This window comes from Streptomyces sp. NPDC053673, assembly GCF_055585225.1.
In genome coordinates, this window is sequence record NZ_JBVJKN010000005.1 from 391,324 (window position 1) to 402,335 (window position 11,012).

General features: G+C 71.9%; 12 protein-coding genes and 1 pseudogene. 7 read left to right on the plus strand and 6 right to left on the minus strand.

Annotated elements, in window-relative coordinates; translation table 11 throughout:
• Positions 1–194 precede the first annotated feature (194 nt).
• Positions 195–707 carry an FxLYD domain-containing protein gene (locus ACZ6ZQ_RS11190; RefSeq protein WP_469768248.1) on the minus strand — a complete coding sequence of 171 codons (513 nt, stop codon included), beginning with the start codon at positions 705–707 and terminating at the stop codon, positions 195–197.
• 113 nt (positions 708–820) lie between these two features.
• A complete protein-coding gene (locus tag ACZ6ZQ_RS11195) occupies positions 821–1,549 on the minus strand; it encodes a TetR/AcrR family transcriptional regulator C-terminal domain-containing protein (RefSeq protein WP_469768249.1) in 729 nt (242 codons plus the stop codon).
• A 288-nt stretch (positions 1,550–1,837) separates the two neighbouring features.
• On the opposite strand from ACZ6ZQ_RS11195, the gene ACZ6ZQ_RS11200 reads away from it, so the two are divergent.
• Positions 1,838–2,665 carry an MBL fold metallo-hydrolase gene (locus ACZ6ZQ_RS11200; protein ID WP_469768250.1) on the plus strand — a complete coding sequence of 276 codons (828 nt, stop codon included), beginning with the start codon at positions 1,838–1,840 and terminating at the stop codon, positions 2,663–2,665.
• Between the two features lie 9 nt (positions 2,666–2,674).
• On the opposite strand, the gene ACZ6ZQ_RS11205 is transcribed toward ACZ6ZQ_RS11200, so the two are convergent.
• A complete protein-coding gene (locus ACZ6ZQ_RS11205; RefSeq protein ID WP_469768251.1) occupies positions 2,675–3,103 on the minus strand; it encodes a DUF7144 family membrane protein in 429 nt (142 codons plus the stop codon).
• A 37-nt stretch (positions 3,104–3,140) separates the two neighbouring features.
• Complete coding sequence (locus ACZ6ZQ_RS11210; protein ID WP_469768252.1) at positions 3,141–3,950, minus strand: alpha/beta fold hydrolase; 810 nt, start codon at positions 3,948–3,950, stop codon at positions 3,141–3,143.
• A 96-nt stretch (positions 3,951–4,046) separates the two neighbouring features.
• Between ACZ6ZQ_RS11210 and ACZ6ZQ_RS11215 the strand changes: the two genes are divergently transcribed.
• The 3 genes and pseudogenes from ACZ6ZQ_RS11215 to ACZ6ZQ_RS11225 all read left to right on the plus strand — a co-directional run.
• Complete coding sequence (locus ACZ6ZQ_RS11215; protein ID WP_469768253.1) at positions 4,047–5,396, plus strand: aminotransferase-like domain-containing protein; 1,350 nt, start codon at positions 4,047–4,049, stop codon at positions 5,394–5,396.
• A gap of 177 nt (positions 5,397–5,573) precedes the next feature.
• Complete coding sequence (locus ACZ6ZQ_RS11220) at positions 5,574–5,951, plus strand: hypothetical protein (RefSeq protein WP_469768254.1); 378 nt, start codon at positions 5,574–5,576, stop codon at positions 5,949–5,951.
• Between the two features lie 386 nt (positions 5,952–6,337).
• Positions 6,338–6,676, plus strand: a pseudogene (locus ACZ6ZQ_RS11225) (MerR family transcriptional regulator); the annotation flags it as partial.
• Between the two features lie 141 nt (positions 6,677–6,817).
• Here the strand turns inward: ACZ6ZQ_RS11225 and ACZ6ZQ_RS11230 are convergent.
• A complete protein-coding gene (locus ACZ6ZQ_RS11230; RefSeq protein ID WP_469768255.1) occupies positions 6,818–7,444 on the minus strand; it encodes an FMN reductase in 627 nt (208 codons plus the stop codon).
• Between the two features lie 2 nt (positions 7,445–7,446).
• Positions 7,447–8,535 carry an LLM class flavin-dependent oxidoreductase gene (locus ACZ6ZQ_RS11235; RefSeq protein ID WP_469768256.1) on the minus strand — a complete coding sequence of 363 codons (1,089 nt, stop codon included), beginning with the start codon at positions 8,533–8,535 and terminating at the stop codon, positions 7,447–7,449.
• Between the two features lie 130 nt (positions 8,536–8,665).
• Here ACZ6ZQ_RS11235 and ACZ6ZQ_RS11240 point away from each other — a divergent pair, with 130 nt between their 5' ends.
• Genes ACZ6ZQ_RS11240 through cobM form a run of 3 tightly spaced genes read left to right on the plus strand, consistent with a single transcriptional unit; the run spans position 8,666 to position 10,894 of the window.
• Complete coding sequence (locus ACZ6ZQ_RS11240; protein WP_450726849.1) at positions 8,666–8,794, plus strand: DUF6126 family protein; 129 nt, start codon at positions 8,666–8,668, stop codon at positions 8,792–8,794.
• 49 nt (positions 8,795–8,843) lie between these two features.
• Positions 8,844–10,142 carry a precorrin-6y C5,15-methyltransferase (decarboxylating) subunit CbiE gene (gene cbiE / locus ACZ6ZQ_RS11245; protein ID WP_469768257.1) on the plus strand — a complete coding sequence of 433 codons (1,299 nt, stop codon included), beginning with the start codon at positions 8,844–8,846 and terminating at the stop codon, positions 10,140–10,142.
• Positions 10,139–10,894, plus strand: a complete 756-nt coding sequence (gene cobM / locus ACZ6ZQ_RS11250; RefSeq protein ID WP_469768258.1) for a precorrin-4 C(11)-methyltransferase — start codon at positions 10,139–10,141, stop codon at positions 10,892–10,894. Before cbiE ends, cobM begins: the two co-directional genes overlap by 4 nt.
• Positions 10,895–11,012: the final 118 nt, after the last annotated feature.

Here is an 11,012-nt window from a genome sequence, read left to right on the forward strand (position 1 = left end):
CCGGGAAACGGCCGGGGAGCGGAAAGAGTTCGGCGGTCCCCTTCGGTGAAGGAACGGTGGGGCTCGAACTCATGGGCGCCCCGCCGGACCCTCGGGACCGGCAGATGGCGTCTTCACGCGTCCGGCGTCAGCCCTTCTCGCCCAGCGCGGCGCGCGGCCGGTCCCACGGGCCCTGGCCCGCGAGTTCTTACGGCTCAGTGCCGCAGTGCCTGGGCGATTTCCGCCGTCGGTGTCCCGGACAGGTCGCGGTTGCTGTGCGCCGTGGCCGACTCCGCACCGCCTACTGGTACCTCGTCGATCGAGACGACGGTGGCGTCGAGGACGTTGCCGTCGGCGTCCTTCCAGTTGACCAGGACCGTGTAGTCCGCGGTCTCGCTGGAGCTGTTGGTCGCGGTGATCTCCGTGGCGATACGGTTGCCGTCGTGCTTCGTGGCACCCACCTTCACATCGGCCTTGGCGTCGAGACCGCCCTTGATCTCCGCCATCCGGGATGCCGCCGAGGACGCCGCGGCCGACGCGGACTCGACGATCTCGCCCACCTTTCCGGTGGCCGACGCGACGGCCTCGCTGGCCTTGGAGGCGACCGACTCGGGCGTCTCGCCGGTGTCCGAGCAGCCGGTTGCCCCTGCCACGACCACCGCGGCGGTGACGGCGGCCAGGAGAGCGTTCCGTATACCGGGGTTCCGTATGTCATGGCCCGTTCTCATAAGCACCAGCCTGCGCCACCACCCCGCGTTCGGCCACTCGGCCGAACGCCGGGTGGTGGCGTGCCCCGGGTCCGGTTTCGCGCAGGCCGGTCTCGCGCCGGGTCGGTGCCGGGTCAGTCCCGGGCGCCCGTCGGGGCGAGTTCGCGCAGCGCCGCGATCAGCAGCTCGACGCCGAACGAGAACTCCGCCTCGTGGTCGTTCACGGCGAGGATCGGCGCGACCTTCGCCACCGCCGGGAAGCCCGAGCCGGCGAAGTACGCGGTACGGGCGGCTTCCCTCGCTGCCGTACCGCCGTTGCCGTTGCCGTTGCCGTTGCCGTCGCCGTCACTATTGCTGTGGTCGGTCAGCGCCTCCGAGCCGTGAACGGCCCTGAGCAGCGAGCCGACTTGGAAGGAGATGAACAGCCGTAGCGAGTGGACCGCGGTCTCCTCGTCGAAGCCGTGGTCGAGCATCATCGCGAGCATCGTGTCGACCGGCGCGAGCGCCGTCGGCGTGGACAGCTGGCGCATGAGGACCAGTTCGCACGCGCGCGGGTGGCGCAGCGACGCCTGTCGGAAGGCGTACGCGATCGAGCGGATGCCGTCCTCCCAGCCGCCCGTCATCCGGCGCGGCATGTTCATCTCCGTGGTGATGAAGTCGGTGACCCCGTCGAGAATGTCGTCCTTGCTCCGCACGTGGTTGTAGAGGGACATCGCCTGGACCCCGAGGCGGGCCGCGATACGCCGCATCGAGAGTCCGTCGACGCCGACCTCGTCGATGATCACCAGTGCCGCCCCGACGATCCGGTCCCGTGTCAATGGCTCGCGGGGGCCGGGGAGTTCACGTCGCGATCGCTGGGCCATGAGTGACGGCTCCTCATTCGGGTGGCTACGTGCGGTAACGCTTGACGACTTACAGCGTAAGTGCTTCCCTCCTGTCTCGTACTTACGGTGTAAGTGGCGCAACTGCTGTGGAGGCAGGGTGATATGACGGACGGAGCGATCTCACACGACGAGACCGTCCGCACGGCCGCCTTCCTGGACCGGAGCCACGAGCAACTGGTCCGCTCGCACATCCACTCAGCACGGCCACCATCCTCTCCCAGCCCGGCCGCCTTGCGCCGGGTATCCCCCTGTGAGCAGGAGGCGCAGATGTCTGTGCGTACCATCCCCACTCCCCAGCGACGCTCCGCCACCACCATCCACCACCTGGACTGCGCCCCCATGCGCCCCCTCGTCGGCGCCCCGCTCGTCGCGCACTGCCTGCTCGTCGTGACCGGCAGCGGGCTCGTCCTCGTCGACACCGGGCTGGGCGCCGCGGACGTCTCCGATCCGCGGCGGCTCGGCGCGATGTTCCGGCACACCATGCGGCCGATGCTCGATCTGTCGCGTACGGCGGTGCACCAGATCCGGGCGCTGGGGTACGACCCCTACGACGTACGGGACATCGTCCTCACCCACCTCGACATGGACCACGCGGGCGGCCTCGCCGACTTCCCGCACGCGCGCGTGCACGTGATGGCCGACGAGTACCGCGCGGCGATGCGCCGGGACACCCGCCTCGAAATGAACCGCTATCTGCCCGCCCAATGGGCACACGGCGCCGAATGGTTCGTCCATGACACCGCGGACTCGGACTGGCTGGGCTTCCCCGCGTCGCGGGTGCTGCGCTCCCCCGACATCCTCCTCGTACCGATGCCGGGCCACACCCGCGGCCACAGCGCGGTCGCCGTCCAGCAGCCGGACCGCTGGCTGCTGCACGCGGGCGACGCGTACTTCTTCCACGGCGAGATCGACCTCCGCCGCCCGCGCTGCCCACGCCCGCTCGCGCTCCACCAGCGCCTGGTCGCGGACGACCACGAACAGCGGCTGGACCAGCTGGAACGTCTGACGGCGCTGCGCCGGGCCCATCCGCGTCTGGTCCGGGTCTTCTCGTCCCACGACGCGCAGGAATTCGACCTGCTGGCGAACGGGGACTAGTGCCGCCGGTCAGAGTTCGGGACGGGACTCGGTGGCCACCAGTGCCCAGATGATGAACACCGAGATGGCCATCGAGAAGATCGCCCACACCGGCTGGTAGGGCAGGAAGAGGAACTGGACGACGATGTTCAGCGACGCCAGGAACACACCTGCGTACCGGGACCACTGCATGTTCTTGAGGATCCCCAGGCCGGTGACAGCGACGATGATGCCGAGGATCAGATGGACCCAGCCCCAGGCGGTGAGGTCCCAGGCGAAGACATAGCCCCCGATCCGCGTGTAGACCTCGTCCTGGGCGATACCGGCGATTCCCTCGAAGATGCTGATCACGCCGGTGACCATCATCAGGACGCCGGCAAAGAGCACGCCGCCCGCCGCCCAGTCGCCGTTGCTGGTTCCGCTGCCGCGGGATGTTGTCGGTGCTGTGTTCTGGCTCATGGCACCAGCATGGTTTGAACGGTGTGAATGGGATATTTCAATTGAGCCGTTCGAGGTACGCCCGCAGCGCCGCGTCGAATGCGTCGGGCCGCTCCAGATTCGGCATGTGGGCCGCGCCCTCGATGACGCACAGCGTCGAGTCGGGGATCGCCGCGTGCATCGCCTCGGCATCCGCGACCGGGGTGTACGCGTCGTCGCGGCCCACGACCACCAGCGCCGGGACCGTCACCTCGGTGAGCAGCTCGCGGTAGTCGGGGCGCTCGGCCCTGCCGCGCAGCGCGGCCGCCGCGCCCTCCGGCGGGGCGCCGAGCATCATGCGGTGGACCGTCGCGGAGGCCTCGGTGTTGTACGGGGCGACCATCCTGTCCCGTACCTCGTCCGCGTACCCGCGCATCCCCTCGGCAAGCAGCCGGTCCGCCATGGCGTTGCGCTGCGCCTTGCCCTCGGCGGTCTCGGCGGCCGGGAAGGTGTCGGCGAGTACGAGCCCGGTGATGCGTTCCGGGAAGAGGCGGTAGCACTCCATCGCGATCTGTCCGCCCATGGAGAGGCCGCCGAGGACGAAGCGGTGGACGCCGAGGTGGTCGAGGAGGGCGGCCAGGTCGGTGGCGAAGTCGGAGAGCAGCGTGACGCCCGGGACCACGCACGAGGCGCCGTAGCCGCGCAGATCGGGGGCGATGACCCGGTGCGTGGCGGAGAAGGCCGCGAGCTGCGGGGCCCACATCGTGCGGTCGAAGGGGTGGCCGTGGACGAGGACCAGGGCGGGGCCGGTCGCCTCGCCCTCGTAGCTGGTGTCCTCGTAGCCGGTCGTCAGGACCCGGCCTCCGGTGTTGATGAGTGTGGAGGGCATGTTCTTGAGGCTAGGAGCGCCAACTTCTCGGTGCAATAAGATCTTTGCTCTCGGTGCAATGTCGCGGAGCTGCGCGGTGGACGAGGAGAGGGACGGGTGGCGGAGGACTTCAGACGGCTCGCCGACGAGATCGCGGCGCACATCGCGGAGGGGCGGCTGCGTCCCGGCGACCGGCTGCCGCCACAGCGGATGTACGCGCGCCGGCGCCGGATCGCGCCCTCGACGGCGATCCGGGTGTACGGCGAACTGGTGCGGCGCGGCCTGGTCGTGGGCGAGGTGGGGCGCGGGACGTTCGTCCGGGCGGCGCCCCCGCTGCCCGGGTCCGCGCTCACCGAGGCGACCGGCGGTGCTCCGGTCAACCTGGAGCTCAACTACCCGGTCGTGGCAGGGCAGTCGGAGCTGATGGCACGGGAGCTCGCGGCCCTGGCCCGCCCGGACGTGCTGGGCGAGGCGACCCGGCCGACCGCTCCGGAGGGCACGCCCGGGGCACGGCGCGCCGCGGCCGCCGTGCTCGCCAGGAACGGCTGGTCCCCCGACCCGGGCCGGCTCCTCTTCGCGGGCAACGGACGCCAGGCCATCGCGGGCGCGATCTCCTCGCTGGTACCGCCCGGCGGCCGGCTCGGCGTCGAGTCGCTGACGTATCCGCTGGTCAAGACGGTCGCGGAGCGGCTGGGCGTCAGCCTTGTCCCGATCGCCCTGGACGAGGAGGGGCTACGGCCGGACGCGCTGGCCGCGGCCCACCGCTCGGCGCCGCTCGCCGCCGTGTACGTACAGCCGACCCTGCACAATCCGCTGGCCGTGACGGCGGGCGAGGCACGGCGGGCCCATCTGGCGGCGGTGCTCGACGAGTTGGGGCTCACCGCGATCGAGGACACCACCTGGGCGTTCCTCGCGCCCGATGCCCCGGCGCCGCTCGCCGCGCACGCCCCCGAGCGGACGCTGCTGGTGGACAGCCTCTCCAAGAGGCTCGCGCCCGGGCTGACCGTGGGCTACCTCGTCCCGCCCGCCGCGCATCGGGAGGCGGTGGCGCAGGCCCTGCGCTCCGGCGCGTGGACCGTGGCCGGGTTCAGCCTGGCGGCTGCGGTGCGGTGGAGCGAGGGCGGTGTCGTACGTGCGGTGGTCGAGGCCAAGCGGGCCGATGCGGCGGCGCGGCACCGGCTGGTCCGGGAGGTGCTGGACGGCTTCGACATCAGCACCGACCCGCGTGCGTACTACTGCTGGTGGCGGCTGCCCACGCGCTGGCGCGCGGAGACGTTCGTCGCCGCGGCGGCGGAGGCGGGGGTCGCGGTGACGCCCGGTTCGGCGTTCGCGGTCGGCGCGCACACGGCACCGGACGCGATCAGAGTCGGCCTGGCGTCGCCGCCGGAGGAGGTGCTGGCGGGGGCCCTGAGGCGGCTGGCCGCTGTTGCTTCGAGCACGGCGAGCGGCTGCCGGCGCAGCCGCTGAGCGGTGTCGCCTCGCTCGCGCTGCCCCGGGATGATCTCCGAGACCGACGCGATCGCGGTGCGCCCGGCTGCTCGGGGCGCCCCTGCCGCCTGATCCACTTGCCGCGTGGGCCGCGCGGGTGTCCGCTGGTGGATGGAGAAGTGCCGGATAAGTGGATGGAGCGGAAGGAGCTCTGCCATGGCTGCACACGCGGCGGTGCCGGCGCGGCACCAGAGTGCCCTCGGCGTCGCGGTCCCCGCCGTACTCGGCGTCCTCTACGGCCTCTACACGTCCTTCATTGCCCGTACGTCCGGAGAGTCGGCCGGCGCACAGTTCGCGATCGGGCTCGTCTCCTGTCTGGTGCTGGCAGGGCTCTGCTACGCCCTCGGCCGCTACCAGCACCGCCTGCCGCGAGAACTGCGCGCGGCGGCGTACGCGGTCCTGGTCGGCACCGCCGTCGGCTATCTGAACAGCCTGTCCGGCGACAGCATCCTCAACGCGATCGTGCTCTCCGTGATCATCGCGGCGGCGACGTTCTGCGTGATGTTCTACACCTTCTACGTGCACGAGGACTGACGCCTTTCTCCTTCTGCTTCTACGTGCACGAGGACCGACCCCCTGCCCCTTCGGGGTTCGCGAGGCGCGGCCGCCGGATTCGATCCGGCGGCCGCGCCTCGCCGACTCGGCCCGGACAGGGCCTTGCACGACGAGTGGCGGACGAAGCCGGTCGCGTTCCTGAGCTACGGGACGGGCGGTGGAGTGACGGGGAGACGGAGGGACGGGGAGACGGAGGGACGGGCGGCGGTCTGTGGTGCACGGGGGAGACCACGGGCCGCCGCCGTGTTCTCCTCGTGGATCAGAGCTGCTGACCTTCCCCTGTTGACCTTCCCCGCGGGGGAAGCCCCAGCATCGGCGGGACCGGGCGAGGCGCCCGGCACGAGGAAGAAAGCGGGGGACCGGAGATGGGCGGCCTGCTGACGATCGGAGCGTTCGCACGGGCCTCGCGGCTGTCAGCGAAGACCCTGCGGCGCTACGACGAACTCGGCCTGCTGCCGCTGGCCCGCGTCGACCCGTTCACGGGCTACCGCTACTACGACCAGGCGCAGCTGGAGCGCGCCCGGCTGGTGGCGTGGCTGCGGCGCGTCGGCATGCCGCTCGCCCGTATCCGGTCCGTCTGCGAGCTGTACGCGACGGACGCGGACGCGGCGGCCCGGGACATCCGCGCCTACTGGGCGCGGGTGGAGGCCGAGACCGCGGCTCGGCGCGACCTCGCGGCCTTCCTCATCGACCGGCTGTCCACCGCGGCAGCCAGGAAGCTGTGAGCTGAGCCGGCGCCCTCAGAACCGGCCCCGCGTGCGGCAGGGCCCGGCCCCGCGTGTGCGGGGCCGGGCCCTGACGGTCGAACGGGTCGGAGCGTATGGTGCCCAGGGGTCCCTTCGCGATCAGTCGAAGCGGAGGTCCGCGAGCTGGCGCTCGAAGTCCGTCACTTCGTCGGCGCCGTCCGCTTCCCGCGCCGGCCGGGCCGCCACCAGCCCGGCCAGCTCGCCGCCCGCGCGCCGGATGCGTGCGGGCAGGCCCTCGGTGTACTCGTCGCCGCCCGAGCCCCAGTCCTCCGACGCCGCGTACACGGCGGTCGGGACGACCAGCGCCCGCAGGTACGCGAAGAGCGGCCGCAGGGCGTGGTCGAGGACGAGCGAGTGGCGGGCGGTGCCGCCGGTCGCCGCGATCAGCACGGGCTTTCCGGTCAGGGCCTGCGGGTCGATCAGGTCGAAGAAGGACTTGAACAGACCGCTGTACGAGGCCGTGAAGACCGGCGTCACGGCGATCATCCCGTCCGCGTCCGACACCGCGTCGATCGCGGTGCCGAGCGCGGGCGGCGGGAAGCCCGTCACCAGGTTGTTGGCGATGGCGACGGCCAGGTCGCGCAGTTCGACGACCTCGACCTCCACCTTGCGGTCCTGCTCGGCGAGTTCGTCGCGCACCGCCTCCGCCAGCCGGTCGGCCAGCAGCCGGGTCGACGAGGGGCTGCTCAGCCCTGCCGATACGGCGACGAGCTTCAACTGCTCCATGGTCAGGCCTCCTTGTCGGCGGTGCGGCGGGCGGCGACGGCCGGGTGGACGGGTGCGTCCGGGACCCCGGCGGGCCGCAGGTTCGCGAACTCCTTGCGCAGCACCGGGACGACCTCCTCGCCGAGGATGTCGAGCTGCTCCAGGACCGTCTGCAGCGGAAGGCCCGCGTGGTCCATCAGGAACAGCTGGCGCTGGTAGTCGCCGACGGCCTCACGGAAGGTCAGGGTCCGCTCGATGACTTCCTGCGGCGAGCCGACGGTCAGCGGCGTCTGCTCGGTGAAGTCCTCCAGCGACGGGCCGTGTCCGTAGACGGGTGCGTTGTCGAAGTAGGGGCGGAACTCGCGTACCGCGTCCTGGGAGTTCTTCCGCATGAACACCTGTCCGCCGAGGCCGACGATGGCCTGGTCGGGGGTGCCGTGCCCGTAGTGCGCGTACCGCTTGCGGTACAGCTCGACCATTCGCCTGGTGTGCTCCATCGGCCAGAAGATGTTGTTGTGGAAGAAGCCGTCACCGTAGTAGGCGGCTTGTTCGGCGATCTCCGGGGAGCGGATCGAGCCGTGCCAGACGAACGGCGGGACGCCGTCCAGCGGCCGGGGCGTGGCGGTGAAGCCCTGCAGGGGTGTGCGGAACTTGCCTTCCCAGTCGACGACGTCCTCCCTCCACAACTTGTGGAGAAGGGCGTAGTTCTCGATGGCGAGCGGGATGCCCTGGCGGATGTCCTGGCCGAACCAGGGGTAGACCGGTCCGGTGTTGCCGCGGCCCATCATCAGGTCGACGCGGCCGTCGGCGAGGTGCTGGAGGTATGCGTAGTCCTCGGCGATCTTCACCGGGTCGTTGGTGGTGATCAGCGTCGTGGACGTGGACAGGATCAGGTTCTCGGTCCGCGCCGCGATGTGCCCCAGCAGGGTCGTGGGGGACGACGGCACGAACGGCGGGTTGTGGTGCTCACCGGTCGCGAAGACGTCCAGTCCGACCTCCTCGGCCTTCAGCGCGATCGCGACCGTCGCCTTGATCCGCTCGTGCTCGGTCGGGGTGCGGCCGTTGGTCGGATCGGTGGTCACGTCACCGACGGTGAAGATCCCGAACTGCATCGCGCTCGCCTCCAGCTCTCATGTGGTTGAATCTTAAACTATCACGTCGAACGAAGGCCACCGCGGTTCTATTCCACCCGTACTCTGGAGCGACGTACCCGTGACCCCGTGACCGCCCGAGGAGCCCTGGATGAGCGAGAGCGAGCGCTGGAAGGAGCGCGGCGTCGCCCTGCGCGTCTTCGTGTACGTGTTCGCGACGCATCTCTTCGCGGGCTTCATCTGGCTGCTGTTCTACGTGGGCGAGCACGCCCAGAAGTGATCGGCCCGCCCCGGTCCGGGTGCGAGGGGCCCCAGTAGAGTTCCGGTCCGTGAGCTCCGATCCCCGCCCGACCGACCCGACCGACCCGACCGACGCGACCGACCCGGCCGTCTCCGCCGTCTCCGTCGTTGGGGTCGTCGGGATCGGCGCCGACGGCTGGGCCGGGCTCCCCGACGCCTCCCGCGCCACCCTGCGCGCCGCCGACGCGATCATCGGCGGGGCGCGCCAGCTGGACCTGCTGCCGTCGGCCGAGTGCCCGGGCGAGCGCGTGACCTGGCCCTCGCCGCTGCGGCCCGCCGTGCAGGGGCTGCTCGCCGCGCACGCCGGGCGTCGCGTGGCCGTCCTCGCCAGCGGCGACCCCATGTTCTACGGGATCGGCCGCGCGCTCGCGGAGGAGCTCGGCGCGGACGCCCTGCACGTACTGCCCCACCCGTCGTCCGTGTCGTACGCCTGCGCCCGCCTCGGCTGGCCGCTGGAGGACACCGAGACCGTGACCCTGGTCGGCCGGTCCCTCGGCTCGCTCGCGGCGGCGCTGCACGACGGGCGGCGAGTGCTGGTGCTGAGCGCGGGGGCGGACACGCCGGGCGAGGTGGCGGAGCTGCTGCGGGAGCGGGGCTACGGGCCGAGCCGGATGCACGTACTGGAACAGCTGGGGTCCGTACGGGAGCGCCACGTCACCGGCACCGCGGACGGGTGGGCGCACGCCCCCGGCGACCCCCTCAACCTCGTCGCCGTCGAGTGCGTACGGTCGCCCGGCGCGCTGCGGCTCCCCGCCGTGCCCGGCCTTCCGGACGAGGCGTACGAGAACGACGGCCAGCTCACCAAGCGCCACGTGCGTGCCGCGACCCTGGCCGCGCTCGCGCCGGCGCCCGGTGAACTGCTGTGGGACATCGGCGGCGGCTCCGGGGCGATCGCGATCGAGTGGATGCGGGCGCACCGGTCGTGCCGGGCGATCACGGTGGAGCGGGACCCGGTGCGGGCCGAACGCATCGCCCGCAACGCGGAGACGCTCGGGGTGCCCGGCCTGCGCGTCGTGACCGCTGCCGCGCCGTCGGGGCTCGCCGGACTCCCCGTCCCCGACGCGGTGTTCATCGGCGGCGGGCTCACCACGCCGGGACTGCTGGACACCTGCTGGGCTGCCTTGCCGGCCGGGGGCCGGTTCGTCGCCAACACCGTGACCCTGGAGTCCGAGTCGCTGCTGGCCGACCGGTACCGGCGCCACGGGGGCGAGCTCGTGCGGCTCGCGGTGGCGCACGCCGTCCCGGTGGGCGGCTTCACCGGCTGGCGCCAGGCGATGCCCGTCACCCAGTGGTCCGTCACCAAATCCCCTCCAGGAGAAGCCTCATGACCGTCCACTTCATCGGCGCGGGCCCCGGCGCGGCCGACCTGATCACCGTGCGGGGTGCGCGGACGCTCGCGTCGTGCCGGGTCTGCCTGTACGCGGGCTCCCTCGTCCCGCGCGAACTGCTCGCCGAATGCCCGCCGGACGCGCGCCTCGTCGACACGGCCCGGCTCGACCTGGACCAGATCGTCGCCGAGATCGTCCGCGCCCACGAGGAGGGCCACGACGTCGCCCGGCTGCACTCCGGCGACCCGTCGGTCTTCAGCGCGGTGGCGGAGCAGATGCGGCGGCTGGACGCGGCGGGGATTCCGTACGAGGTCGTGCCGGGTGTGCCCGCGTTCGCGGCGGCGGCGGCCGCGCTGAAGCGGGAACTGACCGTCCCGACGGTCGGCCAGACGGTCATCCTCACCCGCATCGCCCAGCAGGCCACCCCCATGCCGGAGGGCGAGGACCTGGCGACCCTCGGCCGCAGCGGCGCGCTCCTGGTCCTCCACCTGGCGGCGCGTTACGTCGACCGCGTCGTCGCCGAGCTGCTTCCGCACTACGGCGCCGACTGCCCGGCCGCTGTCGTCGCCATGGCCAGCCGCCCTGACGAGGTGGTGCTGCGGGGCACGCTGGACGACATCGCGTCCCAGACGAAGGCTGCGGGCATCACGAAGACGGCGGTGATCATCGTCGGCCGGACGCTGGCGGCGTCGCAGTTCCGGGACAGTCACTTGTACGACCCGGCGCGCGACCGCCACGTCTGCGCCGACTAGGGCCTGTCGTTCGGATCTTGCCGGGCTCGCGTGCCCTGGCACGCACTCCCCCAGAGCTTCGCCTGGGGGGACCCCCAGCTGCGTTGTCGTCAGTCGCCAATGTCCCCCGTAGCCCTTC